This is a genomic window from Frigoribacterium sp. Leaf8 (assembly GCF_001421165.1).
Lineage (GTDB): Bacteria > Actinomycetota > Actinomycetes > Actinomycetales > Microbacteriaceae > Frigoribacterium.
This window is the reverse complement of the sequence record NZ_LMKB01000003.1, coordinates 24,126-49,476: the sequence shown is the minus strand read 5'-3', so window position 1 is coordinate 49,476 and position 25,351 is coordinate 24,126. Positions and strand designations below refer to the sequence as shown.

The following is a 25,351-nucleotide window of genomic DNA, read 5'->3' as shown; positions in this document are numbered from 1 at the left end:
GTCGACGCCGTTGCTGAGGTCGGCGATCGACGCGGCGGGCGTCGACGCGGCGCTGGGCTCGGACGAGGAGGACGACGACGTCGAGGAGGTGTCGGTCGCGGTGCCCGAGTTGGACGAGCAGGCGGCGAGCGAGAAGATCAGGGCGCCGGAGGCGGCGATGCCGAAGGCGGCTTTCGTGATGCGCTTGCGAGTGAAGGCGTTCATGGTGAAGCTCCTTGTCAGTTGGTCCCGGTGGGGATGTACAGGGTTCGCCACCGAGGGCGAGAAGGTTTGGATCTCGGTCACTTCGTTACCCGCCCGTGACCTTCACCCCCGAACGAGGGGTGGTCGTGTCCGAGGGGTCGACGCCGGTGCGCAGGAGGCGCGGTGCCGGTCTCGAGGACCGGCGCCGCGCCTCCTGCGGTCGCGTCTAGTTCCGCTCTACTTCTTGAGGAACTCGAGCACGACGCGGTTGAACTCGTCGGCGTCGCTGACGTTCGCGCCGTGCGGTGCGCCAGCGATCACGTGCAGCTCGGACCCGGCGATCGCCGCGTGCGTCCGGGCGCCCGAGCCCTCGTACGGCACGGTCGCGTCGCCGTCACCGTGGATGACCAGCGTCGGCACGGTGACCTTGGTCAGGTCGTCACGGAAGTCGGTGTTCGCGAACGAGGCCATGGCCTCGAGCGCGGCGGCCTTGTCCGCCTGCTTCGCGAGGCGCAGGGCGTCCTGGCGGTCGGCCTCGGACACCTTGAGCACGCCGTCGACCGAGAAGAAGCCGGTCGTGAAGTCGTCGTAGAACGAGTCCTCGTCCTTGGTCAGGCCGGCCGTCATCTCGGCGGCGGCCTCCTTGGTGAGGGGGCCGTCGGGGTTGTCGTCGGTCTTGAGCAGGTACGGGGGCACGGCCGAGGCGAAGACGACGCTGTGCAGGCGCTCGGTGCCGTACCTGCTGAAGTAGCGCGCGACCTCGCCGCCACCCATCGAGAAGCCGACGAGCGTGACGTCGTCGAGGTCGAGCTCGGTGAGGACGGTGTGCAGGTCCTCGGTCAGGTGGTCGTAGTCGTAGCCCGTCTTGGGCTTGTCGCTGCGTCCGAAGCCGCGGCGGTCGTACGTGACGACGCGGTAGCCGGCCTCGACGAACGCGGGGACCTGCTTGCTCCAGGACTCACCCGACAGGGGCCAGCCGTGGATCAGGACGACGGTGCGACCCGTGCCGCCGGTGTCGTCGACGTGCAGGTTCGTGTCCTTGAAGAGGCCGTGGTGTGCGGTGATCTCGGTCATGGTCGGGTGCCTTCTCTCTCCCGCCGTCCTGGCGGGTACCCCTCCGTTAGTAGTCGGCCTCCCTGGGGGCCGGGCCGTCTCGGAGGCATCTCGGAGGTGGGGGACAACCGGCGGGCAGGCCTGGCAGGGATACCCCTAGGGGGTATAAGCTGAGGCCCGATCGAGAGGACAGCGCATGACCGACACCACCATCACCACCCTGCAGGTCGACGGCATGACCTGCGAGCACTGCGTCGCGAGCGTCACCGAAGAGCTCTCCGAGGTCGACGGCGTCGACTCGGTCGAGGTCGACCTCAACCCCGGGGGCGCGTCCACCGTCTCGGTCCAGGCCGACGCCACCGTCGAGCACGACCAGCTGCGCGCCGCCGTCGAAGAGGCCGGCTACCAGCTCTCCGCACGATGACCACCGCCGGAGGCGCGGGTCGGCCGGGCGAGGGCGTCACCGGGGGCACCCTGCCACCCGATGCGGTGCAGTTGGACATCACCGGCATGACCTGCGCCTCCTGCGCCAACCGCATCGAGCGCAAGCTCAACAAGCTGCCCGGCGTCGAGGCCTCGGTGAACTACGCGACCGAGAAGGCGCACGTGCGGGTCGTGGCCGGTGCCGTCGACGACGCACGCGAGGGCGACCCCGGGGTGCCCGACGTCGACGCGCTCATCGCCACGGTGGCCGCCGCGGGGTACGGGGCCACCGTGCCCGCGCCTCCTGCGTCCCCGACCGGCGCGGCCGACGGCTCGTCCGACGCCGCCCCGGACGCCCGGGCCACCGAGGTCGACGCCCTCCGCCGGCGCACCCTCGTCAGCGCCGCCCTCGCCCTGCCCGTCGTGGTGCTCTCGATGGTCCCGGCCCTGCAGTTCACGAACTGGCAGTGGCTCGCGCTGACCCTCGCGGCCCCCGTCGCCGTGTGGGGTGCCTGGCCCTTCCACCGCGCCGCCGCCGTCAACCTCCGCCACGGTGCCGCGAGCATGGACACCCTCGTCAGCGTCGGCGTGGTCGCCGCCTTCGCCTGGTCGCTCTGGGCCCTGTTCTTCGGCGAAGCCGGCCGGCCGGGCATGCACATGTCGTTCAGCCTGGTCGCCACCCACGGCGGTCCGACCGAGCTCTACCTCGAGGTCGCGTCGGCCGTGACCGTGTTCATCCTGCTCGGCCGCTGGCTCGAGGCCCGCGCCAAGCGCCGCTCGGGCGAGGCCCTGCGCGCCCTGCTCGAACTCGGCGCGAAGGAGGCCACCGTCCTGCGCGACGGTCAGGAGGCGCGGGTCGCCACCGCGGGTCTGGTGCCCGGCGACCTCGTGGTCGTCCGTCCGGGCGAGGCGATCGCCAGCGACGCCCTCGTGCGCGAGGGCACCTCGGCGGTCGACCTGAGCATGCTGACCGGCGAGTCGGTGCCGGTCGAGGTCGGCCCGGGCGACCGCGTCGTCGGAGCGACCCTCAACGTGGGCGGACGCCTGCTCGTCGAGATCACCCGCGTCGGGGCCGACACCGAGCTCGCCCGGCTCGGTCGCCTCGTCGAGGAGGCGCAGAGCGGCAAGGCCGAGGTGCAACGACTGGCCGACCGGGTCTCGGCCGTGTTCGTGCCGGTCGTCATCGGGCTGGCCGTGCTGACCTTCGTCGGCTGGCTCGCGGTCGGCGGCTTCGTCGGGGGTGCCGGGGGCGGTGGCTTCTTCGCCGGGTCGCTGCAGACCGCGTTCACCGCCGCCGTCGCCACCCTGATCATCGCCTGCCCGTGCGCGCTCGGGCTCGCGACGCCCACCGCGCTGCTGGTCGGCACGGGCCGCGGCTCGCAGCTCGGCATCGTGATCCGGGGGCCGCAGGTGCTCGAGCGCACCCGCACGGTCGACACGATCGTCCTCGACAAGACCGGGACGGTCACGACCGGGCGGATGAGCGTGCGCGAGGTCGTCCTCGACGACGCCGCGGCCACCGGGGTCGACGACGTCCTGGCCCGGGCCGCCGCCGTGGAGTCCGGCTCGGAGCACCCGGTCGCCCGCGCGGTCGAGGCCGAGGCCGCCCGGCGCGGGGTCGTCGTCCCGGCCGCCGAGCAGTTCACCGCCCACGCCGGGGCCGGCGTGCAGGCCCTCGTCGACGGCACGCTCGTGCTGGTCGGCCGCCCCGGGTGGCTGGCCGACGAGTGGTCGGTCACCGCGCCTCCCGGGCTCGAGAGGGCGTTCGCCGCCGCCGAGGCGACCGGTGCGACCCCCGTCGCCGTCGCCTGGGACGGTCGGGTGCGCGGTGTCGTCACCGTCGCGGACACCGTGAAGCCCGGTGCGCGCGAGGCCGTCGAGCGGTTCCGCGGCCTGGGCCTGACGCCCGTGCTGCTGACCGGCGACAACGCGGGCGCGGCACGGCACGTCGCGGCGCAGGTCGGCATCGCCGCGGCGGACGTCGTGGCGCAGGCGACCCCGCAGCAGAAGGTGGAGGCGGTGGCCCGGTTGCAGGCCGAGGGTCGCGTCGTCGCCATGGTCGGCGACGGCGTCAACGACGCGGCGGCCCTCGCCACCGCCGACCTGGGCATCGCCCTCGGGACCGGCACGGACGCGGCCATCGCGGCCGGCGACCTGACCGTCGTCAGCGGCGAGCTCGCCGGGGTGGCCGACGCCATCCGCCTGTCACGGGCCACGCTCGGCACCATCAAGGGCAACCTGTTCTGGGCCTTCGCCTACAACGTCGCGGCGATCCCGGTCGCGATGCTCGGGCTGCTCAACCCCGTGCTGGCCGGCGCGGCGATGGCGGCGTCGTCCGTGTTCGTCGTGACGAACAGCCTGCGCCTGCGGCGGTTCCGCGCCGGGTGAGGCGGGGCGGGCTCCGCGTGCCCGCGTGCCCGCTCGAGTCGCACCGCCGGAACGACCCCCGGGCATGGCGAAGCCCGAGACCGTCCAACCGATCTCGGGCTTCGATGTGCTCTCCGTGAAGAGAACCAGGGACCCAACAGAGATCCCGCTTCATCTGATCGGAAGTGTAATCCCATGACGATCGACGTGCAAACGTCGATCCCACGGGGTGGGTCCCTGGCTCTCTCGCGGTGTTCGCCGGCGCGAACACCGAGAGGAGGGAGCGGATGTCCGACGACGACCGCCGCCCGCCCAGGAAGACCGTGCCGTGGTGGCAGATCGCGACTCTCGTCGTGACCGTCGCCCGGTTCGCGGTCGACCTGGTGCGCAAGGGCTAGGAACAGGGTCCCGGGGCCACCAGGCCCCGGGACCCGCTCCCGCCGGCTGCTCCGACGCCGCCTAGGGTGAGCGCATGATCATCTTCGGCACCAAGGGCACGAGCGCCCTGCTCGGCGTCCTCTTCTTCGTCTGCCGGGTCTGCGGCAACGAGGCCGCGCAGCGACTGGTCAAGCACCGTCGGTGGTTCACGCTGTTCTTCATCCCGGTGATCCCGTACTCGACGAAGCACGTCTACACCTGCGCCTACTGCGGCGCGGGCACCGAGCTCGACGCCGAGGCGGCCGGCCGGTTCCAGGCCGACGCCGAGCATGCCGCGGCCTCCCGCGGCGGCCGGTCGCAGGGCTGACCGACCGCTCCCGCGGCGGCCGGCCGCAGGGCTGACCGACCGCTCGGCGACACGGGACGCCCAGGGAGGCACGGCCGCGGCGTCAGGGCAGCGCGCGGTACCAGCCGGCCACGCGGGCACGCAGGCCGACGGGGCGGGACCGGAGCCGCGCCTCCTCGGGGGCGTCGGCGACGGCCGGGGCGAAGCCGACGGTCGCGCACGAGGTGCAGACGAGCACGTGACGGTGCACCGAGAGGGCCGTGCCGTAGAACGGGTTGGGCTCGAGACGGGTCGGCGACGCGCACAGCGTGCACAGGGGGAGTTCGCGCGTTTCGTCCATGAGGATCACCACGACTCATGTTCGGCCACGAGGGGCCCCTCGGTTGTCCCCCACTTCGGGTGGCGGGGTACGCAGCGACGGGCGTCGGGGGGACCCGACGCGGCGCCGGCTCGGCCAGGGCGGAGCCCGACGTCGGGACGAGGAGGCGCGGGTCGGCCACCTAGGATCGTCGCGTGACGGACTCCCACGCTCCCGGGCACGCCGCTCCCGCTCACGGTTCCCTCGGCCACGCCCACGGCGGCTGGTCCCCGCTGGCCGGCAGCGCGCAGGCCGTGGTGCTCGACATCCTCGTGCACGGCGCCCGCCCCCGGACCGAGCTCGCCGCCCGGCTCGGCCTGTCGGGCCCGAGCCTCACGCGCATCACCAGACCCCTGCTCGAGAGCGGGCTGCTGGTCGAACGCGCGTCCCTCGCGCCGTCCGGCTCGGGTCGCCCCTCGGTCCCGCTCGACCTCGACCCGGACGCCCACCACTTCGTCGGCGTCAAGCTGACCCGTGACCGCCTCTTCGTGGTCGTGGCCGACCAGCGGGGCAGGGTGCTGGACGGCCACGACGACGACCTGCCCGACCCGTCGCCCGCCGCCGTCGTCGCCCAGGTCGCGGCGGTCGTGACCTCGGCCCGCGGCCGGGACGACCGCATCCGCGCGGTCGGCGTCACCGTCGGCGGACAGGTCGTCGACCGTGCCCACGTGCGGCACGCGCCGTTCCTCGGCTGGGACGACGTGCCCCTCGCCGAGCTGCTGACCGCCACGACCGGCCTGCCGACCTGGGTCGAGAACGACGTCCGCGCGCTGACCCAGGCCGAGCTCTGGTTCGGCGAGGGACGCGGGCTGCGCTCGTTCGCCCTGGTCACGATCGGCGCCGGCGTGGGGCTCGGCCTCGTCGCCGCGGGCGAGGTGCTCGGCGGGGCGCACTCCTCGGCGGGCAGCGTCGGGCACCAGCGGATCGTGGTGTCCGAGGGCGTGGCCGCGCCCGTGCCCGTGCCGGTGCCCGTGCCCGTGCCCGTGCCGGTGCGCGTGCCGGTGCCGCTGCCCGTGCCCGCGTCGGCCGCCGCTGCGGCCCGCGCCGACGTGCCGGCCCCCACCTGCGACCTCGGCCACCACGACTGCGCGAGCGCGTTCCTCACGGTCGCCGCGGTCGAGGCCGCCGCCGCCCGGGCCCTCGGCCGCCCGGTCGCCTACGACGACCTGCTCGTCCTCGCCGCCGACGGACACCAGGAGGCGCGGGTCGTCGTCGACACCGCCGCCGATGTCCTGGGCCAGCTGATCGCGGGCGTGCTGAACGTGCTCGACCCCGAGGTGGTCCTCATGTCGGGTGAGGGCGTGCGGCTCGCGACCGTCGGCGGGGCCGCGGTGGACGCGGCGATCGCACGCGACGCCCACCGGGCGGTCCCACCGCCCCGCCTGCTCGTCCAGGAGTTCCGGTTCGACGAGTGGGCCCGCGGCGCCGCCGCCGTCGCCATCCAGATGCACGCGCTCGGTCGCTGACGCCGCGCGCGCTCGCGTGAGCGCCCCTCGGGACGCGACCCGCGCCTCCTGCCCGACCCGCGCCTCCTACCCGACCGTTCGCCGATGAACCCCGCATGCGAAGACGAACCCCGATCCATCGGGGTTCATCGTCGTGAACGGGGTTCATCGGGCAGCGAGCCGAGCAGCCGCCCCCGCCTCACCCCGCGGCGGTGACCCGCAGCAGCACGACCCGCTCGGGGAACGACGACGGCGCCTGCAGCCCGGCGACCGCCAGGGCGCGCCCGTCGAGCACCACCCCGGGGTACGCGCCGCCCTCGTCCGCCGTGCCCCACCACGGCGGGGGCGTCAGGCCGTGGTCGGGCGCGCCGACGGTGACGGGGGCGACCCGGTACCGGCGCTCGGGGTCGAGCCCGGGCAGCAGCACGCGGCCGAGCGGTGCGACGTCCGACCGCCCCACGTAGGCGAGGAAGAACAGGGCCTCGCTCGCGTCGGCGGCGACCGAGCCGTAGACCAGCAGCGACGGGTCGGCCTCGTCGACCCGCACGAGGTCCCCCGTGTGCATCAGCTGGCGGTGCTCCTTGTAGAGGGCGATCCACCCGGCGAGGTCGCGGTTCTCGGCGTCGGTGGCCCGGGCGAGGTCCCACTCGATGCCGAGGTGACCGAACAGGGCGGTGCCCGCCCGGAACGACAGCTCGTGCCAGCGGCCGGTCGAGTGGCTGACGCCCGAGGCGATGTGCGAGCCGAGCAGCTCGGGCGGCAGGAGCTGCATGGTCCAGCGGTTCATCTGCTGCCGGTCGAGCGGGTCGATGCAGTCGCTGACCCAGACGCGGTCGGTGCGCTCGAGCACGCCGAGGTCGACGCGGGCGCCGCCGGACGAGCACGACTCGATCTCGAGACCGGGGAACCTCGCCTTGAGCTCGTCCATCAGCCGGTACGCCGCGAGGGTCTGCTCGTGGACGCCCGCGGCGCCGGTCGGCCAGGTGCCGGCGTCGACGAGGTCGCGGTTGTGGTCCCACTTCAGGTAGGCGATGTCGTACTCGGTGAGGATCGCCGTCATCTGGCCGAGCACGTGCTCGAACGCCCCGGCGATGCCGAGGTTCAGCACCTGCTGGTCGCGCGACCGCGGGGGCAGGCGGTCGCCGGTCTGCAGGATCCACTCGGGGTGTTCGCGGGCGAGGTCGCTGTCCTCGTTGACCATCTCGGGTTCGAACCAGAGGCCGAACTCCATGCCGAGGCCCGTGACGTGGTCGATCAGCGGTGACAGGCCGTCGGGCCAGACGTCGCCGTCGACCACCCAGTCGCCGAGGCCGGCGTGGTCGTCGCGTCGCCCCCGGAACCATCCGTCGTCGAGCACGTACCGCTCGACGCCGAGGGCGGCGGCCCGGTCGGCCAGGTCGCGCAGGCGGGCGAGGTCGTGGTCGAAGTAGACGGCCTCCCAGACGTTGATCGTCATCGGGCGCGGGCGGGTCGGGTGCTGCTCGCGGGAGCGCAACCACCGGTGGAACCGCCGGGCCTGGTCGTCGAGGCCGTCGCCGTACGAGCCGAAGACCCACGGGCTGCGGTACGACTCGCCCACCTCGAGCCGCAGCTCGCCCGGCAGCAGCAACTCGCCGCCGCCCAGCACCTGCGCCCCGGTCGACAGGCGTTCGGCGTAGTGCCGGTGGCCGCCGCTGAACCCGACGTGCAGCCCCCAGCTCTCTCCCGAGCCGGCGCCGAAGCCGAACCCGGGCACGCCGACGCTCAGCACGGTCGCGGCGTCCGGGCCGGTGCGGCCCTTGCGTCCCTCGCGTTCGTGCACGCCGACGACGAGCTCGCGGCGCTGGGGCGTGCGCTCCTTGCCCCAGCGGCCCGCGAAGTCGAGGATCTCGCGGGCTCGTGGCGGCACCGGCAGGGCCAGGTGCAGGTCGGTCAGCGTGTACACGTCCGCCGCCGTGCTCGCGGCGCCGGCCGCGGTGCTCGCCGCCCGGTCGTCGCCGGGGGTCGACCGATCGCCTCCGCGTCGCCCGGCGACGTTCGTCAGCTCGGCCCGGGTGCGGACGAGCCCGCTCGCCGTCAGCTCGATCTCGAGCACGACGGCGAGCCCGGCGACGTCGTCGTGCGCCTCGACCGTGACGACGGCGGCGCCGGCGTCGACCAGCTCGGGACCCGAGGAGGCGCGGGTCGCCTCCGCCTCGCCCGTCACGTCGAGCGCGTCGACCATGAACCGCGGCGACCAGTCGGCGCCGTCCGAGCGGTGGCCGCCGACGCCGGGCTTGCCCGACCAGCCCGCGTGGTGCTCGGGCAGGATCGCCAGGCGCACCGGTTCGTCCATCAGGTTGTTGACGTACGGCGGCACCGCCGCGGCGGCGAGGGACCGCACGTCCTCGAGCGTCGGCCGGCCGAGGGCGGCGCCCCAGTGCAGGACCGCCGGCAGGCGCGCGTCGGTGACGTCGAGCAGCAGGCTGACGCCGGCGCTGCTCAGGTGGACGAACGCGTCGGGTGCTCGGGACGGCGCGACGACGGTGGGCGACGGGGTGGGGTGCGACACGGGTGCTCCAGACGGCGGCAGATACTTTCGTCCGAAAAGTATCTCCGACGCCGAGCGGGGGTCACAACCCCGGCGGGGTCCGACCGCGGGTCGGGAGGCCCCGGTCAGCGGGCCCCGATCAGGAGGCGCGGGGCGAGAACAGCCCGTCGGTCACGTCGGTCGGCTGGTCACGGAACCAGCGCAGCAGGGTGCGGACCTTGTGCGACGACGACGGGGACAGGTTGCTGAAGTCGTCGTGGACGCCGGCACCCGCGACGGAGGCGGAGCCCGTGCCGGTGCCCGTGCCGGAGTCGAAGACGTCGGCGTAGCCCGGGAGGACCGTCGCCAGGTCGTCCGTGACGGCCCGGTAGCCCATGGTCCAGGCGGGGAACAGCCGGTCCTCGACGAGTTCGTCGACGATGGTGTGCACGGCCGTGTGCCGGGGGTCGCGCGCGATCACGGCGAGGCGCTCGCGGACCGCCTCCTCCGGCCCCTCGAGCACCTGGATGAAGCGGCCCTCGCGGTGCAGCAGCATGCCGGTGATGCCCAGGCGGGCGTTGTTCGAGCGACTGGTCATCAGCAGGTTGGCCAGGTCGTCGTCGGTGAAGGGGTACGACGATCGACTGACGTACACGGTGGACAGCACGGGTGGGCCTCCTCGGGCTCAGGGCTGGACCGATTCTGCACGGCGTCCCGCCCCGCCGCACTCCCCACTTCTGGGCGCTGACAGGTCCGACCCCGGCTCCTACGTCCCCGCCGCGTCTCGGCCACGTCCCCGCCCGACCAGGTCGCACCACCGACGTGTCGTCGAACCACCCTCGTGCGTGGCTCGACGACGCATCGGTGGTGCGACCTCACTCGGCCCGGGGCATCGTCCGCCCTCCGCTGGAACCGTGCCGCCGCCCCCCGAGCCCGAACCACTCGGCCTGCCCTGACCGGCCGTGCCGCGTCGCCGTCGCACGGCCACCCGGGCTCGCACCGTGACCGGCGGGTGCCCCGAGGCCGCACCACGCTCGCGTCGTCGAACCACCTCGGAACACGGTTCGACGACGCGACGGTGGTGCGACCCGACCCGACCCGACCCGACCCGACCCGATCCGGCACCGACCGGACCCGACCCGACCCGACCCGACCCGACCCGACCCGGCACGGACCGGATCAGCTGCCGCGCGGTGCCGCCCCCCGGGCCCGACGTCCCTCGAGCACCCCGGCGAGCAGCACCACGGCCACGCCCACCACGGGCACGAGCAGCAGTCCGTACCGCAGCCCGGCCGAGTCCGCGACGAACCCGACGACGGGCGGCGACGCCAGGAACCCCAGTCGCAGCAGCCAGCTCACCAGCGTCAGCCCTGTGCCGGCCCGGAACCCGGGCAGGTTGTCCGCCGCGTGCATCGCCGCCGGGATCAGGGTCGCGACGCCGAACCCCGCCGCCGCGAAGCCGAGGATCGTGCCGATCACCGACGGGAACGCCAGGGCGATGCCCATGCCCACCGCGACGAAGACGCCCCCGGCCCGGGCGACGGCCTTCTGGCCGAAGCGGTCGACCATGCCGTCGCCCAGCAGTCGTCCGACGAACTGGGCCCCCTGCAGCGAGACGAACCCGAGGGCGGCGACGGTCACGCCGGCCCCGAGCGAGCCCAGGTAGAGCGCGGCCCACGTGCTGCCGGCGTCCTCGACGACGGCACCCGACGACGCGATGACGACGAGGGCCAGCAGCACGCCCCACTTCGCGACGAACCCGGGCGACACGCGGCGACGGTCACGAGCCGAGGAGGTGCGGGTCGCGTCGTCGACGGAGCCCGCCCCGGTCGCCGAGCCGGCCCGCGCCTCCTGCGCTCCGCCGTCGGGGGCGTCCGTCGCCACGGGTGCGGCCGCCGCCCCGGCACCCGCGGTCACGTCGTCGCCGGGCAGGACCGCCGCGTCGGCCGTCTCGGACGGGCCCTCGGCCGCCCCCTCGGCCGGTTCGGGCCCGGCGAGCAGCAGCGGGTACGCGACGAGTGCCACGACGGCGAAGATCAGCGCCGAGGCCCCGAGGTGCCAGACGATCGGGATGCCGAGTCCCGCCGCCGCCCCGCCCATCAGCCCGCCGAGGACGGCTCCGATGCTCCACACGGCGTGGAACGAGTTGAGGATCGACCGGCGGTAGCGGTACTGCACGCGCAGTCCGTGCGAGTTCTGCGAGACGTCCACGATGGCGTCGAGGGCGCCGGCGAGCAGGAAGCCCGCGGCGAGCAGCCCACCGACCGGGGCGATGCCGGCCAGCAGGACGGCGACCCCGGTGACGACCGTGCCGACGACGGCCACCCGTGACGACCGGAGGCGGCGGATCAGCCATCCGGCGCCGAGCCCCGCGACGAGCGCGCCGACCGGCATCGCCGCGACCGCCAGGCCGAAGTCGGCGTTGGACAGCTCGAGGCCGTCCTTGATCGCGGGGTAGCGCGGGAGGAGGTTCGCGATCAGGGCGCCGTTGGTGAAGAAGAGCAGGGCGACGCCGAGTCGGGCTCGGCGGTCCTCGCGCGTCGGCACGGTGCGGGCCGGCACCGCGGGAGAGGTCGTCGGTGACGTCATGGTGTACGAACGTACACTAAGGTCGGGCGGCGGCGGACCGCTCGCGGGGACGCGCCGCCGAGGTGATCAGCGAGGCGCCCGCGACCACCACCAGCACGACGATCATCGCGCTGCGCAGGCCCACGTGCTCGCCGACGAAGCCGAGCAGCGGCGGCCCGACCAGGAACGCCACGTAGGCCATCGTCGCGACGGCTCCGACCGCCGTCGTCGGGTCGTCGCCGTCGGCCGCGGCCGAGACGGTCACCGGGAAGCCCAGGGCGGCACCCAGTCCCCACAGCACGACGGCGACGCCGGCGACGACGACAGAGTCCGAGAACACGACGAGGGCGATGCCGACCGCCGAGACGAGTGCGCTGGCGCGCAGCACGGTGGCGTGCCCGAAGCGGGCGAGCAGCGGTTCGCCGAGGAAGCGGCCGACCGTCATCGCCGCCGCGAACGCCGTGAAGACGACCGTGCCGGCGGTCGCCGAGACCCCGTGCCCGTCGACGAAGAGCAGCGGCAGCCAGTCGTTGGCCGACCCCTCGGCCAGGGCGAGCGCGAGCACGATCAGGCCGAGCAGCACGAGCCGGCGGTCGCGCCAGACCGCGAGCGACCCGGCGAGCCGGGCCCGCACCCCGGAGGCGCGCTCGGCCCGCTCGTCGGAGCGTCCGGTCGAGCGCGGCACGATCGGCACCGCCCAGGCCAGTGCGGCGCCACCCGCGAGAGCGACCCCGAGCAGGTGCCACTGGACGGGGACGTGCGTCGCCGTCAGCAGGATGCCGAGGCCGGCCCCCGCGACCGTGCCGAGGCTGAAGCAGCCGTGCAGCACGGGCAGCACCGACCGGCCGGAGGCGGTCTCGATGGCGGCGCCCTCGATGTTGACGGCGATCTCGGCCAGGCCGACCCCTGCCCCGACCAGGGCGAGGCCCACGAAGACGCCGGGGGTGATCGAGAGCGAGGCGGCCACGCCGACCAGGGCCACGCCGGCGACCAAGGAGCTGCCGCCGATCGCCACGGCGCGATGGGCTCCGTGCCGCCGGACGATCGGGGCGGACGACACGATGCCGCCCATCGACCCGACGGACAGGCCGAAGATCACGAGGCCCATCTCGCCCGTCGACGCCTGCAGCAGGTCGCGGATGGCCGGGGTCCGCACGACCCACGAGGCGAGCGAGACGCCGACGACCGCCATGAACGCGAACACCGCCGCACGGCGTCGGGCGAGCTCGGGGCTGAACGGCGGTCGGTTGGTCATGGGTCCAGTGTGTACGTTCGTACGCTCGTCGTCTAGGGTGTCGTGCATGACCACCACCGACCACTTCGCCGGCGACCCGCGCACGAACCATGAGCGGATGCTCGCGGGCGACCTCTACATCGCGGACGACCCCGAGATCGCGGCGCAGCAGCAGCGGGCGATCACCTTGCAGGCGCGCTTCGCCGCGGTCTTCGCCGACGACGTCGACGCCGCGCAGGCCGTCGCGCGCGAGCTGTTCGGCAGCCTGCACGAGACGGCCCACGTCCGGCCCCCGGTGTACGTCGACTACGGCAGCTCCATCACCATCGGGGCCGGCACGTTCGTCAACTACGGCCTGACGGCGCTCGACGTGGCCCCGATCACGATCGGGGCCGACTGCCAGATCGGCCCGAACGTCCAGCTGCTGACCCCGACGCACCCGGTCGAGCCGCAGCCCCGTCGCGACAAGCTCGAGGCCGCGAAGCCGATCACGATCGGCGACAACGTCTGGCTCGGCGGCGGCGTGATCGTGCTGCCCGGGGTGACGATCGGCGAGAACAGCGTGATCGGCGCCGGGGCGGTGGTGACGAAGGACGTCCCGGCGAACGTGGTCGCGGTCGGCAATCCGGCCCGCGTGCTGAGGAGCATCTAGTCGTGGGCGCCGTTCGCCGTACCGAGCCCGACCGTCGTGACCGCCTCATCGACGTGGCGCTCGACGTCGTGGCCGAGGTCGGCGTCGCCGGCGCCTCGCACCGCAAGATCGCGGCGCGCGCCGACGTGCCCCTCGGCTCGATGACGTACCACTTCGACGGCATGGACGAACTGCTGTACGAGGCGTTCTCGCGCTTCGCCGAGACGATCATCGTGCGGTTCGAGAGCCGGCTCGGTGCCGCGACCACTCGCGACGACGCCAAGGAGGCGGTGGTCGCGTTGGTCCACGACGACCTGACCGGCCCTGCCGCGGTCCGCGACCAGGTGCTCAGCTACGAGCTCTACACGCTGGCCGCGCGGGAGCCGAGGTTCCGCGAGATCACCCGCGAGTGGATGCGCCGCAGCCGGGTCGAGCTCGAGCGCCACTTCGACCCGGACACCGCCCGCCAGGTCGACGCCCTGATCGAGGGGCTCTCGATCCACCGTGCCCTCGACCCGTCCCCGCCGAGTCGTGCGCTGACCCGCGAGGCCGTGGACCGCATCACGCGCGCCTCCTGACCGTCGCCGGCCGCGCCTCCTGCGGTTCCGCTCGACATGGCCACAAACCGAACTGTGGTCGCCCCCGGATGCGACTCACAGTAGCTAGGCGCTCTAATGGAGCCGGTGCAGAAGATGCACGGCGGTGAGAAGGTACGCACCGGATCGGGACGAGAGTCGAGAAACCAGTGGACGCAGAGAGCGACATGTCGCGCCGCGCCCCCGAGGTCGACGCTCCCGGCGCCTCCGACGCGGCGTTCGGCGACTTCAACGTCGCCAGCGACTTCGGCGAGATCGGCGACGCGACCCGCACGGCGGCGGCCGACCTCTTCTTCGGCGACTTCGCGCCCCCGCTCGACCCCGACCTGGTCTTCGAGTGCTCGGCGTCCATGAACGGCGAACACGGTGCGGTGGCCCTCTACGAGGACCGCGTCATCGTCGAGAGCCCCGACGAGCCCGACGGCGAGGCCGTGTTCTCGACCGAGACGGTGCGGGCCTGGTGGCTGGTCGAGGGCGAGACGTTCTTCGCGCTGGTCGTCGAGGCCGACGTGCTGCACCGCACGCGGCTGCCGACGGGCTTCAAGGCCGTGCTCAAGGCGGCGTTCACGAAGGCCTTCGGCCCGGCGACGAGCCCCGCCGGCGCGTGAGCCCCGCGCACCTCCGCCCCCGCTTCGGGGCTTCGGCCCGGTCAGGACGTTCTTTCAGGGGCCCGGTCATGGCAGGATCACTGTGATGGAACCCGAACAGACCCTGCCCCCGGTGCGTTCCGAGATGGGCGGCCGCGACATGGACCAAGCGCGCGCCCTGTTCGAGGACACCTACAACGGCGCCGGGTTCCGCACCGACACCCGGCAAGAGACGTTCGCCTACCGCTACACGACGGCGGGCGACGAGGACATGACCCTGCGGTCGGCGATGTTCCTCGGGGACATCCGCGGGGCCATCCAGCCCGAGCGCGAGTACGTCGTCGCCTGGATCACCGCGGGTGAGGGCCGGGTCGACGTGGGTGCCGAAGAGGCCGCGTTCGAGATCGGCCGCCCGCTGATGTTCCCGACCGGCAAGGCCTTCGAGTTCGAGGTGCGCGAGTACCGCCAGAACCTGGTGCACTTCGACGCCGCCTACCTCGAGCGCATGGCCGCCGAGCACGAAGGGGCCCTCGCCGGGCCGTTGCAGTTCGACCACACGGCCGTGCCCGACCTGGCGAACCTGCGTCGTTGGCAGTCCACCATCACCAACGCCGCGAAGACCATCCTCGGCGGCGAGTCGACCGAGCTGCTGCGCTCCGAGCTCAAGCGCGAGTCGGCGTTCGCCCTGCTCGACACGTTCTCGCACCGGTCGATCGACCTGCCGCCCGCCCTGCTCGTGCCGCGCAACGCCCGGCTGCGCGAGGCGGTCGAGTACCTGCACACGCACTCGCACCTGCCGGTCAACATGACCCAGCTGGCCGAGTCCGTGCACCTGACGCCGCGAGGGCTGCAGCAGGCCTTCAGTCGACAGCTCGGCGTGACGCCCACCGAGTACCTGCGCACCATCCGCCTCGACCACGTGCGGGCCGAGCTGATCGAGCTCGCCCCGGGCGAGGCCACCGTCGGCGCCGTCGCCCAGCGCTGGGGCTTCACCCACCTGAGCCGCTTCACGGCGTCGTACGTCGGACGCTTCGGCGAGTACCCCAGCGCGACGCTGCAGCGCTGAGCCCGGGCGGTCAGCCGCGCCGGCGCGAGCAGGCCGCGCCGCGCCTCCTCGGACGTCCCGCCAGCCGGGCACGCCGCCACGATGTAAACAGTCCGCCACGTCTTTGTGTGGCGGACTGTTTACTTCATGGCGGGATGGGGCGTGGCGCGACCAGCCCGCCAGCCACCACGCCAGGAGGTGGACACCGCGCCACGGGAAAACCTGGCGCCGTGACCACGTCCTTGCGCCTTGACCACCTCCTGGCGCGGTGCCCGTCACCCGGCGGCGTGCGCGCGACGCGGGGCAGCCCCCTGGAGGCGCGGGTCGCCACCCGACGCGGGTCGCGCCCGACGGCGCGCGGGTCGCGGACCGCGGGTTGTGCCGGATGGTGCGCGAGGCGGGTCGCGTCAGCCGCGCAGCGCGGCGGCGACCCGGTCCCACCAGGCGGCCGACGCCGCGCGGGTCCCGTCGAGGCGGTCGGCCCACGCCGAGCGCACCGCGTCGCGTCCGGCCCAGGCCGCCAGCGCGACCGCGTCGGCCTCGCCCGCGAGCAGCTGCGCGGCCGAGACGACGCTCGTCTGCCCGAAGTTGCCGAGCGCCCCGGTCAGCTTGATCGTCGTGTAGTCGTCGACCGCGAGCCCGACCGTCGGCACGCCGCCCGCGACGGCGAACACGGCCGGGTGGTAGCGGCTCGTCAGGTGGAGGGCCGCCCCGCGGGCGAAGCGGGCGGCCGCGGGGGAGTCGGTCGTGGGTTCGACCCGCGCCGGCACGGTCAGCTGGTCGAGCACGGCCCGGTGCAGCAGCGAGTCGCCGCACTCCTCGGTCGGGTCGAGCGAGCCCCAGTGCGCGAGGAACACGACCTCGAGCCCCGCCTCGCCCGCCACCCGGTCGAGCAGTCGGGCGACGGCCGTGGCGAAGGCTCCCCGGTCGGCGTCGCCCACGTGCGCGGACAGGCTGACGGCGAGGTACGGCGCCGCCGCGCCCGCCACGGACGCCGCGCCCGCCGCACCCCCGGCAGGAGGCGCGGCCTCGAACCCGAGGAAGCTCGCGTCGTCCACCGTCCCCACGGTCGTCGTCGGGTCGACGCCGAGCGACCGCACGAGCTCGAGAGACGCGCCCTCGCGCAGGCCCACGAGTGCGGCGGCGTCGAGCAGCTCGGTGACGAGCTCGCGGTCCTCGCCCTCGAGCACCGGCCCGATGGTCTGCCCGCTGACGACCAGCGGCTTGTCGAAGCGTCGGGCGATGAGCCCGAGCGTGTTCCGCTCGTAGACGTGCATCGGCCAGAGCGAGGCCATGTTGCCGCCGCCGGCGACGAGCACGCCGTCGGCCTCGCGGACGGCCTCGACCACCTGCCAGGCCGGGTCGTCCTGCGGGAGGTGACCCGCGCCTCCGTCGATCGCCGACAGCACGCGGGCGCGTCGCTCGCGCTGGCCGAGCCGGCCGCCGGTCGTCGCGGGGTGGAAGCCGATCGCGGGCACGGCGTCGATGCCGTACCGCTCGGCGGTCTCGGCCGGGTTCGACGAGACGCCGGTGATCGTGGCGCCGCGGGCGCGCAGCTGCACGGTCGCCTCGTGGAACATCGCCTCGTCGCCGATGTGGACCATGCCGTCGAGCACGCCGACGTCTCCGATGGTGACGATTCGCACGGGTGGGACCTCTCGCTGCGGGACTCGGCAGCGGGATCGATGCCGCCCACGACGGTACCGGACCCCCGCGGCGCCGAGCACACCGTGCGGCCACCGGGCGGCCACCGGGCGGCGATAGGCTCCACCAGGCCCCGGGCTCCGCGGGCCGGGCACCGCACCACCACCCCGCCGCACCCGAGAGGCACCGCCATGGGCATCCAGACCTCGCTCGACGCGATCCACGAGGCCGACCGCCTGGTCGACTCGATGCGCCTCGCCGACGACCTCGCGCTCGACGCCGCGCGCACCGGCGGGGCCCGGACGATCCGCGTGCTGCGCGGCGCGCTCGGCAGCCCCGACCAGCTCGTCGCCATCGCGGCGACGAACGCCCTCGCGCAGGTCTTCGACGAGCAGGCCGACGTCGTGCTGAGCGACCTGCTGTCGAGCGACCGCACCTTCCTCCGCGAGCACGCCGCGTCGGCGCTCAGCCAGCGGCTGCCCCGCTACGACACGGTCGGTCGGCTGATCGGGCTCGTCGTCGCCGGGGGCTTCACCGGCATGGTCGCCCAGCGCACGCTCGAGCAGTGGTCGTCGGCCGCCCCCGCCGTGGTCGGCGTCGCGCTCGAGGGCGCCCTGATCGGCGTGCACGAGCCCGACGCCCGGTACCGCCTGGTCGAGACGCTGGGCCTCGTGCGCGCCCGCATCACCTCCCGCCCGCTGCTGACGATCGCCCGCGACCGGGGCGAGGACGAGCACGTCCGCGTCGCCGCCGTCTCGGCCCTCGGCCAGCGTCGTGGCGACCAGGCGGTCGCCGCCGTCGTCCACGAGCTCGCCCGCCACGACGGCTACCTCGGCGACGTCGCGCGCCTGTCCGCGATCGACCTCTCCGCCCCGGACGAGGTGCCCGACGGCCACCGGGTGCACGACCGCGGAGTCGAGGACGGACCCGACGGCGACCACCCCGCCGGGCGCGACGGCCTCACCATCGCGCAGCTCTTCCTGCACGCCGACATCGACGCCGGCCTCACCCACGCCGGCAGCGGCGACAACGGCGGCATCGCGACGCTGCTCGTCCGGCTCGGCGACGCGCTCGCCGCGGGCGGCGTGCTCCCCGCCGGAGCCGTGCTCCCCGCAGGAGGCGCGGTGCAGGCCCTCGGCGACCGTCACGTCGAGCGGGTGGTCACCCTCTCGCGCGGGTCGGCGGACGCTGCGGTCGAGAGCGTCCACGACCTGGCGACCCGCGCCTCCGGACACGTCTACGGACGCGTGCCGCTGCTCAGCGACCCCGTCTCGTCGGCGACCGCGTGGCCGCTGCGGGTGGCGGCCCGGCGCGGCATCCGGCGGGTGCTGCGCGCCGCGGGCGGCGTCGACCTGCTGCACCTGCGGATGGCCGACGTGGGCAGCCTCGCGGCGGCCGACGTCGCCCGCGAGCTCGACATCCCCGTCGTCTTCACGGTGGCACCGGACCCGCACGCCGTCATCCAGTCGCTCGACCTGTCGGGCGCGCTGACCCGCGAGACCTTCGGCGACGTCGACGAGGTCGAGCACTTCTGGTTCCGCACCCGGCTCGTCCAGCAGCTCGCGTCGAACGCGTCGCACACCGTGCTGTTCCCCCGGCCCGAGCTCGAGCGCGACATGCGCGAGCTCGTCGGCATCGACGTCACGTCGCACCCCGAGCGCCACACGATCGTGCCCGAGGGCATCGACCTCGGCGTGGTCGACCGCTCGGTCGCCGAGGCCGCCGAGCACGCCGCGGGCCTGCCCGCGACCCCGCCGCTCGCCGAGCTGGGCGCGCTGCTCGAGACCCTGCCGCCCGAGCGTCGCGGTCTGCCGCTGCTGGTCAGCGTCGGACGACTGCACCGGGTCAAGGGCATGGCGACGATCGTCGAGGCCTGGGCCGACGGACCCCTGCGGGACCGCGCGAACCTCCTGCTGATCGGCGGCGACCTCGAGCACCCGAGCGCCGACGAGCGCGAACAGCTCGACCTCATCGACGCGATCGTCCCCGCGAGCCGGCACCGCGCCTCCGGACTCCTGTTGCCCGGCCACCGGCCGAACGACACGGTCGCCCGGTGGGTCGCCGCGGCCCGCTTCGGCCTGCCCGGGCTCGCGGCGCCCCGCGGCGTCTACGTCTGCGGCAGCCTGAAAGAAGAGTTCGGCATCGCCCTGCTCGAGGCGATGGGCTCCGGTCTGCTCGTCGTCGCGCCGCAGGGCGGCGGGCCCTCGACCTACGTGCGCCAGGGCGACACCGGCTGGCTCACCCGCACCTGGGACGTCGACGCCCTGCGCCTCGCGATGGGCGAGGCGCTCACCGCGGCCTCGGTCGAGACGACGGAGGCGCGCGCGGCCCGGTCACGCGACACCGTCGAGCGGTCCTTCACGATCCAGGCCATGGCGCGGTCGCTGTCGGGCGTCTACGACACGGTGCACCACGACGAGCTCGAACAGCGCGAGTGGAGCGTGAGCGCACGATGACCCTGCTCGTCGTCAGCCCCGACTACGCGTCGCACCTGCTGCCGCTCGCGACCCTGGCCACCGAGTGGCGCGACCGGGGCGAGCGCGTCGTCGTCGCGACCGGCCCGGCCACCGCCGCCATCGTCGAGTCCTTCGGCTTCGAGCGCGTGCACCTGCAGCTCGGGCGCGGCTCGAACCCCGGGGTGATCCGTGCCGAGGAGCAGGTGGCCGAGGAGGACGCGTCGCTGCGCGGCTTCTTCGACGCCACCCGGCTCGGCATGGTCGAGACGCTCTCGTACCAGGCGCGCGAACGCCTCACCGACCTCATGTGGCAGCCGGTCGCCACGGCCCGGGCGGTGCTCGACGTGGTCGCCGCCGTCCGGCCCGACCAGATCGTCGTGGACCACCTCGCGTTCAGCGCCCGGCTCGCGCTCGTGGCCGGTGGCGTGCCGTTCGCCGACGTCGTGCTGGGGCACCCGACCGCGCTGCCCGTGGGCGACGAGGTGTACGGCTGCCCGCCCGAGTGGCCCGCGGCGTTCGGCGGTGCCGGCGCCGGTGCCGGTGCCGGTGCTCGTGCGGGTGCCGATGCTGGTGCTGACCCGGTGCTGGCCGGAGGCCGCACCACCGTCGAGTCGTCGAACCACCCCGGAACGCGGTTCGACGACGCGAGCGTGGTGCGAGCTGCCGGAGATGCGTCGGCGGTGCGATCCGACGCCGGCGCGGCGCCCGACGGCGTCGCCGGGCTGCGCGAGCTGTGCGAGCGGGTCGACGCCTCGTTCACCGCCGAGTGGAACGCCGCGTTGGCCGAGCTCGCTCCGCACCTGCCGCCGTCGACGAGCGCCTTCGGCGAGCACGGCGACCTGCTGCTCTACAACTACCCGGGCGAACTGGCCGACCCCGAGCGCGAGGCCCTGCTGCCCCCGCATGTCTGGCTCGGATCGGCCGTGCGTGCCGAGCCGGTGGACGCCGAAGTCGCCGCCTGGCTGGCCGGCGGCCCCGACCCCGACCCCGACCCCGCACCCGACCTCGACCCCACGTCCGACCCCGACCCCACGCCCGCGCCCGCGCCGTTCGTCTACGTCAGCTTCGGCAGCTTCCTCTCGGTGCGGTCGGACGTGCTCGGGCGCGTGGCCGAGGCCCTGCGTCGGGTCGGGGTGCGGGCCGCGATCGCGCTCGGCTCGGGCGACCGGGCCGACCTCGGCGAGGTGCCGAGCGACTGGCTCGTCCGCGAGTTCCTGCCGCAGGTGACGCTGCTCGACGCGGCGACCGCGGCCGTCACGCACGGCGGCAACAACAGCGTGACCGAGGCGATGACCGCGGGCGTGCCCGTCGTCGTCCTGCCGTTCTCGACCGACCAGTTCGCCGGGGCCGCCGCCCTCGAGCGCACCGGGGTGGGCGTGGCGCTCGCCCCGAACACGGCGACGGTCGACGAACTGGCGGAGGCGCTGCGGCACGTGCTCGACCTGCCGACGCGCGACCCCGGTGCGGCCGGACGCCTGGCCGGGCTGGCGGCGTCCCTGCGCGAGACGCCCGGACGGGCACGAGCCCACGCGGCGCTGACCGGGCGCAGCTGACCGAGACGCCCGGACGGGCACGAGCCCACGCGGCGCTGACCGGGCGCGACTGACCGAGCCGGCCCGCGCCTCCTCGGCTCGCCCCGCCTCTCGAGCTGTCACGACGTGCCGCTCGCCTTCGCGGGCGAGCGGCACGTCGTGGCGTCTGGTCCGTCCGGCCGAGGGCCGACCGGCAGGAGGCGCGGGTCGGCCTACATCGTCCGGGTGTGGAGGATGCCGCCGTCGACGTCGAGCAGGGCCCCGTGCACGAAGGCCGCCTCGTCCGACGCCAGGTACCGCACCGCGTGGGCGATGTCGACGGGACGCACGGGTCGACCGGCCGGGGTGGCCGCGGTCAGGGTGTCGAGGACGGCCGCCGACCCGGCGTTGCCCGGAGTCGACGTCGCACCGGGTGCGACGCTGTTGACGCGGACGCCGCGGGGGCCGAACTCGGCCGCCCAGGTGCGGGTCATCTGCTCGACGGCGGCCTTCGACGCGGTGTACATGGCGCCGAACGGCACCCCCACCCGGGTCATCCACGAGCCGATGTTGACGATCGAGCCCGCTCCATGGTCGGCCATCGCCGGCGCGAGGGCACCGACGAGCACGTGCGGCGCCCGGACGTTCGTCGCCAGGATGGCGTCGAGGTCGGCGTCGTCGAGGGCGTCGGTCGGCATGGTCGGGTAGACGCCGGCGTTGTTGACCAGGATGTCGATGCGGCCGCCGAGCACCTCGGTGGCCCGGGCGGCGAAGGCGCGGAGGTCGGCGTACGGGCCGGCGAGGTCGGCGGGCACGGCGTGGGCCGAGCCGCCCCGGGTGGTGATCGCGTCGACCACCCGCCGGGCCCGGGCGTCGTCGCGGCCGCTGACGACGACGGTGGCACCGGAGGCGGCGAGCACGCGGGCGATCGCCTCGCCGATGCCGCTGGTCGAGCCGGTCACGAGGGCGGTGCGACCGGCCAGGCGGTCGTCGGTGGGCAGGGAGTCGAGGACTTCTTCATTGGACTGCATGGTCCATTGCTAGCACGGACTGGACCGTCAAGTCCAGTGTTCGTGGACCGAATGGTCCAATCGTCGTAAGATCTCTCCGTGGACGAGACGAAGATCACCGAGCGCGGGCGGCTCACCCGCCAGAGGATCATCGACGAGACCGGTCGGCAGATCCTCGCCGCGGGCATCGGCGGGACGACGCTCGACACGGTGCGGGCCGCGACGCTGACCAGCAAGAGCCAGCTGTTCCACTACTTCCCCGGCGGCAAGACCGAGCTGATCCACGAGGTCGCCCGGTGGGAGGGGCGTCAGCTGCTCGAGGCGCAGGAGCCCGAGATCCACGACCTCGGCACCTGGGAGTCGTGGGAGCGCTGGCGCGCCGCCCTGGTCGAGTACTACATCAGCCTCGGCCGCTGGGCCTGCCCGATCGGCACGCTCGCCGCTCAGGTCGCCGCCACGGACGCCGAGGTCGAGCGCAGCGTCAAGGCGAGCTGGGACGCCTGGCGCGAGCAGCTGGCCGCGGGCATCCGGCGGCTGCAGGCCTCGGGCTCGGTCGACGCCTCGGCCGATCCGGTGCGCGTCGCCACCGCGATCATCGCCGCGATCCAGGGGGGACTGCTGCTCAGCCAGTCGGAGCGGGCGGGCTGGCCGCTCGAGGCCGCACTCGACCACGCGCTCGGCCCGTTGCACACCGTCCGCCGCGACTGACGCGGGTCGTCCGCCGGACGTGCCCCGCGCCTCCTGCGCTGTCGCCCTCCGGCGCTGTCGCCCCTAGCTCTAGGCGCCGAAGACGACCGCGCGCATCGCGTCCTCGCCGACCGCCGCGTCGCGGTACCGCTGCATCAGCGCGGCGTTGGCGTCGTACTGCGGCCCCTCCCGCACCTCGGCCTGGTGGTGCAGGGCGAAGACCATGCCCTCGTGCCGTCGCGGGGCCTCGCCGAGCAGGGTGGTGTGGGCGAGGTACCAGGCCGCGTCCTCGAAGCCCCAGCCCCGGAAGCGTTCGTCCTGCCCGCCGTGGCTGCGCCACGAGGAGGCGCGGGTCACGTAGACCCCCGAGCAGGCCCCGCGCACGAGCTCGAAGTCGCACTGCTCGAGGGGGGTGCCCGCGGCCGCCTGCGCGGTGCCGTCGCGTCCCAGCCAGTGGTACTCGGTGTAGGGCAGGTGCACCCGGCCGCTCGTGCGGGCCGCCTCGATCGCCGCGAGCAGGGGCTCGCGTTGCGGCAGGGTGTCGGCGTCGCCGATCACGGCGACCTCGTCGTCGGCCAGGCCGGCGATCCCGAGGTTGCGGCACTGGGCCAGGTTGAACACCGGGTCGGGGGAGTCGATCGTGCGGATCTCGGCCTCGGGCAGGGCGTCGGCGTACCAGTCGCGGACGACCTCGAACGCCGCGACGCGACTGGGTTGCGGACGCCAGGGGAGCACGACGGTGACCATCCCGCGAGCCTAGCGGCGTGCGCCGGGCCGCCCCGCGCCTCCCGCGCCGCCCCGCCGGCCAGGGGCCGCGAACCCCGTTTGCGAAGTCGAACCCCGTTCTGTCGGGGTTCGACTTCGTGAACGGGGTTCGAGGCCGGGTGCATCGCCGTCCGATCGCACGCCGAGTAGTCGTCAGGAGGCGCGGGTCGCGTCCGCCGCACCCGGCAGCGTCAGCTCGAGTGCGTGGCCGCGCACGTGTGCCAGGGCCCGCTCGACGGCGCCCGTGGTCACGACCGCGTCGCCCAACGTCGAGGCGACGACCTCGGGCGCGGCCCGGTGCGTGAACCGGCTGAGCCACGGTGTCGTCCGGTCGAGCAGCAGTCCGAGGGAGGGCGCCACGGCCCCGGCGACGACGATGCGGTCGACGTCGAGCATGCCGCTGAGCATGGCGCAGACGCGTCCGAACCGTTCGGCGGCCTTCTCGACCAGGCGCAGGGCGGTCGGGTCGCCGGCGTCGGCCGCGGCCAGCACGGCGGGGGCCTCGAGCTCGTCGAGCGGGATCGCCCGCAGCGGCGACGAGGCCGGCACGGTGCCGAGCTCGCGCGCGGCCCGGGCCCAGTCGCGCAGCAGGGCTCCGAGGCCGTCGGCCGATCCGACGCCCTCGACCAGGTCGAGGAGGCGCATCTCGCCCGCGGCACCGCGGCTGCCCCGCACGAGGGCTCCGTCGAGCACGAACCCGGCGCCGAACCGCTCGCCCGCCAGCAGGGTCACGAACGACGTGGCGGCGCCGGCACCACCGTCGACCTCGCGGTCGGCACGGGATGCGGCCGCCGCCTCGGCCACGGCGGCCAGGTTGGCGTCGTTCTCGACGACGACGGCCCAGCCGCGCTCGGCGAAGAGCCCGGTGTAGTCGGGGTTCATCAGCACCCAGAAGTCGGCGCCGACCTCGATCGGCGACCGGCCCTCGGAGTCGGTCGGCGCGGGCACTCCGAGTGCCACGGCGAGCACGTCGGCGTCGCCCAGCGAGGCCTCGCCGAGGACGTCGTCGACCAGCCGTGAGACCGTCCGGCGGCGGTCGTCCGCCGTCCCGTCGGGGTCGATGCGCCGTGCGACGCGGGCCACGACGTCGCCGCGCAGGTCGGCCACGACGGCGGTCAGGTGGTGGCGGCCGGCGTCGACGCCGACGACGTGCCCGGCGGAACGGGCCAGGGCGTAGCGACGCGCGGGGCGGCCCTTGCGGTACTCGCCGGTCGAGCGGGCGTCGGCGAGCGACACCATCCAGCCGTGGTCGATGAGGTCGTCGCAGACCCCGAGCACGGTGGACCGGGTGAGTCCGGTGAGGGCGATCAGGTCGCTCGCCGTGACCGCGTCCGCGGACCACGCGTGCCGCAGCACCTCGGCCGCGTTCATGCGGCGGAGCAGGCTCGGCGACGACACCCCGGTGCTCAGCGCCACCCGCGCCTCCTCGTGCTGTGGCCGGTGCCTCGCGACACGGCGGATCTTTTCGACGACGACCCATGGTGCCACGCCGCGAATTGATCTAGGGTCTAAATCTACACACCAGATCAACTCGGTCCCGACGCTGTCGTCGGGGTCGCGACCCGGGAGACGACGA

At 74.4% G+C, this 25,351-nt stretch carries 21 protein-coding genes and 1 pseudogene; 11 read left to right on the top strand and 11 right to left on the bottom strand.

The genetic code is table 11. The features are described 5' to 3' along the window. Both ASL10_RS04215 and ASL10_RS04210 read right to left on the bottom strand, forming a co-directional pair. Window positions 1-204: pseudogene (locus tag ASL10_RS04215) on the bottom strand (hypothetical protein); the annotation flags it as partial. A gap of 216 nt (window positions 205-420) precedes the next feature. After that, window positions 421-1,257, bottom strand: a complete 837-nt coding sequence (locus ASL10_RS04210) for an alpha/beta fold hydrolase (protein ID WP_056044735.1) — start codon at window positions 1,255-1,257, stop codon at window positions 421-423. Window positions 1,258-1,432: 175 nt separating this feature from the next. On the opposite strand from ASL10_RS04210, the gene ASL10_RS04205 reads away from it, so the two are divergent. The 3 genes from ASL10_RS04205 (at window position 1,433) to ASL10_RS04195 (ending at window position 4,771) form a co-directional block, all read left to right on the top strand. Further along, window positions 1,433-1,660: a heavy-metal-associated domain-containing protein gene (locus ASL10_RS04205; protein ID WP_054145925.1), complete on the top strand. Its 228-nt coding sequence runs from the start codon at window positions 1,433-1,435 to the stop codon at window positions 1,658-1,660. Then, a complete protein-coding gene (locus tag ASL10_RS04200; protein ID WP_082460173.1) occupies window positions 1,657-4,047 on the top strand; it encodes a heavy metal translocating P-type ATPase in 2,391 nt (796 codons plus the stop codon). The genes ASL10_RS04205 and ASL10_RS04200 overlap by 4 nt, the downstream gene beginning before the upstream one ends. 451 nt (window positions 4,048-4,498) lie before the next feature. Continuing rightward, window positions 4,499-4,771 carry a zinc-ribbon domain-containing protein gene (locus ASL10_RS04195; protein ID WP_043596621.1) on the top strand — a complete coding sequence of 91 codons (273 nt, stop codon included), beginning with the start codon at window positions 4,499-4,501 and terminating at the stop codon, window positions 4,769-4,771. A gap of 82 nt (window positions 4,772-4,853) precedes the next feature. Here ASL10_RS04195 and ASL10_RS04190 read toward each other — a convergent pair whose 3' ends face one another. Next, entirely contained in the window at window positions 4,854-5,090 is a 237-nt protein-coding gene (locus ASL10_RS04190) for a hypothetical protein (protein ID WP_148053668.1), read from the bottom strand. 173 nt (window positions 5,091-5,263) lie between these two features. Between ASL10_RS04190 and ASL10_RS04185 the strand changes: the two genes are divergently transcribed. Then, window positions 5,264-6,574, top strand: coding sequence for an ROK family transcriptional regulator (locus ASL10_RS04185; RefSeq protein ID WP_056044730.1), 1,311 nt, complete (start codon window positions 5,264-5,266; stop codon window positions 6,572-6,574). Between the two features lie 178 nt (window positions 6,575-6,752). Here ASL10_RS04185 and ASL10_RS04180 read toward each other — a convergent pair whose 3' ends face one another. The 4 genes from ASL10_RS04180 to ASL10_RS04165 form a co-directional block, all read right to left on the bottom strand. Beyond that, on the bottom strand, window positions 6,753-9,083 hold the full coding sequence (locus tag ASL10_RS04180; RefSeq protein ID WP_056044728.1) for an alpha-galactosidase: 2,331 nt from the start codon (window positions 9,081-9,083) through the stop codon (window positions 6,753-6,755). Between the two features lie 118 nt (window positions 9,084-9,201). After that, window positions 9,202-9,708 (bottom strand): BLUF domain-containing protein, encoded by a 507-nt coding sequence (locus tag ASL10_RS04175; protein WP_056044725.1) that lies wholly within the window; start codon window positions 9,706-9,708, stop codon window positions 9,202-9,204. Window positions 9,709-10,220: 512 nt separating this feature from the next. After that, the gene (locus ASL10_RS04170; protein ID WP_056044723.1) at window positions 10,221-11,630 is read right to left on the bottom strand and encodes an MFS transporter; all 1,410 of its coding nucleotides are present in this window, start codon (window positions 11,628-11,630) and stop codon (window positions 10,221-10,223) included. A 16-nt stretch (window positions 11,631-11,646) separates the two neighbouring features. Continuing rightward, window positions 11,647-12,864: an MFS transporter gene (locus ASL10_RS04165; protein WP_056044721.1), complete on the bottom strand. Its 1,218-nt coding sequence runs from the start codon at window positions 12,862-12,864 to the stop codon at window positions 11,647-11,649. A 46-nt stretch (window positions 12,865-12,910) separates the two neighbouring features. Here ASL10_RS04165 and ASL10_RS04160 point away from each other — a divergent pair, with 46 nt between their 5' ends. The 4 genes from ASL10_RS04160 (at window position 12,911) to ASL10_RS04145 (ending at window position 15,723) form a co-directional block, all read left to right on the top strand. Continuing rightward, entirely contained in the window at window positions 12,911-13,495 is a 585-nt protein-coding gene (locus ASL10_RS04160) for a sugar O-acetyltransferase (protein ID WP_056044719.1), read from the top strand. A gap of 2 nt (window positions 13,496-13,497) precedes the next feature. Then, window positions 13,498-14,052, top strand: a complete 555-nt coding sequence (locus tag ASL10_RS04155) for a TetR/AcrR family transcriptional regulator (RefSeq protein WP_056044717.1) — start codon at window positions 13,498-13,500, stop codon at window positions 14,050-14,052. A gap of 167 nt (window positions 14,053-14,219) precedes the next feature. Continuing rightward, window positions 14,220-14,678: a hypothetical protein gene (locus ASL10_RS04150; RefSeq protein WP_056044715.1), complete on the top strand. Its 459-nt coding sequence runs from the start codon at window positions 14,220-14,222 to the stop codon at window positions 14,676-14,678. An 85-nt stretch (window positions 14,679-14,763) separates the two neighbouring features. After that, window positions 14,764-15,723: a helix-turn-helix domain-containing protein gene (locus ASL10_RS04145; protein ID WP_056044714.1), complete on the top strand. Its 960-nt coding sequence runs from the start codon at window positions 14,764-14,766 to the stop codon at window positions 15,721-15,723. Window positions 15,724-16,109: 386 nt separating this feature from the next. On the opposite strand, the gene ASL10_RS04140 is transcribed toward ASL10_RS04145, so the two are convergent. Then, window positions 16,110-17,348 carry a polysaccharide pyruvyl transferase family protein gene (locus tag ASL10_RS04140; protein ID WP_056044712.1) on the bottom strand — a complete coding sequence of 413 codons (1,239 nt, stop codon included), beginning with the start codon at window positions 17,346-17,348 and terminating at the stop codon, window positions 16,110-16,112. A 189-nt stretch (window positions 17,349-17,537) separates the two neighbouring features. Between ASL10_RS04140 and ASL10_RS04135 the strand changes: the two genes are divergently transcribed. Together ASL10_RS04135 and ASL10_RS04130 are read left to right on the top strand one after the other, a co-directional pair. Continuing rightward, complete coding sequence (locus tag ASL10_RS04135) at window positions 17,538-19,802, top strand: glycosyltransferase (protein ID WP_056044709.1); 2,265 nt, start codon at window positions 17,538-17,540, stop codon at window positions 19,800-19,802. After that, window positions 19,799-21,355, top strand: a complete 1,557-nt coding sequence (locus ASL10_RS04130; protein WP_056044745.1) for a glycosyltransferase — start codon at window positions 19,799-19,801, stop codon at window positions 21,353-21,355. The genes ASL10_RS04135 and ASL10_RS04130 overlap by 4 nt, the downstream gene beginning before the upstream one ends. 191 nt (window positions 21,356-21,546) lie before the next feature. Here the strand turns inward: ASL10_RS04130 and ASL10_RS04125 are convergent, their stop codons facing one another. Next, on the bottom strand, window positions 21,547-22,344 hold the full coding sequence (locus ASL10_RS04125; RefSeq protein ID WP_056044707.1) for an SDR family NAD(P)-dependent oxidoreductase: 798 nt from the start codon (window positions 22,342-22,344) through the stop codon (window positions 21,547-21,549). Window positions 22,345-22,422: 78 nt separating this feature from the next. Here ASL10_RS04125 and ASL10_RS04120 point away from each other — a divergent pair, with 78 nt between their 5' ends. Then, entirely contained in the window at window positions 22,423-23,031 is a 609-nt protein-coding gene (locus tag ASL10_RS04120; protein ID WP_056044705.1) for a TetR/AcrR family transcriptional regulator, read from the top strand. 69 nt (window positions 23,032-23,100) lie between these two features. Here ASL10_RS04120 and ASL10_RS04115 read toward each other — a convergent pair whose 3' ends face one another. After that, the gene (locus tag ASL10_RS04115; RefSeq protein ID WP_056044703.1) at window positions 23,101-23,757 is read right to left on the bottom strand and encodes a galactosyltransferase-related protein; all 657 of its coding nucleotides are present in this window, start codon (window positions 23,755-23,757) and stop codon (window positions 23,101-23,103) included. Between the two features lie 171 nt (window positions 23,758-23,928). Next, window positions 23,929-25,191 carry an ROK family protein gene (locus ASL10_RS04110; RefSeq protein ID WP_056044701.1) on the bottom strand — a complete coding sequence of 421 codons (1,263 nt, stop codon included), beginning with the start codon at window positions 25,189-25,191 and terminating at the stop codon, window positions 23,929-23,931. Window positions 25,192-25,351 lie beyond the last annotated feature (160 nt).

Excerpts from the sequence above, each read along its gene's own strand:
- ASL10_RS04210 (WP_056044735.1), bottom strand. The coding sequence starts at position 1,257 with ATGACCGAGATCACCGCACACCACGGCCTCTTCAAGGACACGAACCTG.
- ASL10_RS04205 (WP_054145925.1), top strand. The coding sequence starts at position 1,433 with ATGACCGACACCACCATCACCACCCTGCAGGTCGACGGCATGACCTGC.
- ASL10_RS04200 (WP_082460173.1), top strand. The coding sequence starts at position 1,657 with ATGACCACCGCCGGAGGCGCGGGTCGGCCGGGCGAGGGCGTCACCGGG.
- ASL10_RS04195 (WP_043596621.1), top strand. The coding sequence starts at position 4,499 with ATGATCATCTTCGGCACCAAGGGCACGAGCGCCCTGCTCGGCGTCCTC.
- ASL10_RS04190 (WP_148053668.1), bottom strand. The coding sequence starts at position 5,090 with ATGGACGAAACGCGCGAACTCCCCCTGTGCACGCTGTGCGCGTCGCCG.
- ASL10_RS04170 (WP_056044723.1), bottom strand. The coding sequence starts at position 11,630 with ATGACGTCACCGACGACCTCTCCCGCGGTGCCGGCCCGCACCGTGCCG.
- ASL10_RS04165 (WP_056044721.1), bottom strand. The coding sequence starts at position 12,864 with ATGACCAACCGACCGCCGTTCAGCCCCGAGCTCGCCCGACGCCGTGCG.
- ASL10_RS04160 (WP_056044719.1), top strand. The coding sequence starts at position 12,911 with ATGACCACCACCGACCACTTCGCCGGCGACCCGCGCACGAACCATGAG.
- ASL10_RS04145 (WP_056044714.1), top strand. The coding sequence starts at position 14,764 with ATGGAACCCGAACAGACCCTGCCCCCGGTGCGTTCCGAGATGGGCGGC.
- ASL10_RS04135 (WP_056044709.1), top strand. The coding sequence starts at position 17,538 with ATGGGCATCCAGACCTCGCTCGACGCGATCCACGAGGCCGACCGCCTG.
- ASL10_RS04130 (WP_056044745.1), top strand. The coding sequence starts at position 19,799 with ATGACCCTGCTCGTCGTCAGCCCCGACTACGCGTCGCACCTGCTGCCG.
- ASL10_RS04125 (WP_056044707.1), bottom strand. The coding sequence starts at position 22,344 with ATGCAGTCCAATGAAGAAGTCCTCGACTCCCTGCCCACCGACGACCGC.
- ASL10_RS04115 (WP_056044703.1), bottom strand. The coding sequence starts at position 23,757 with ATGGTCACCGTCGTGCTCCCCTGGCGTCCGCAACCCAGTCGCGTCGCG.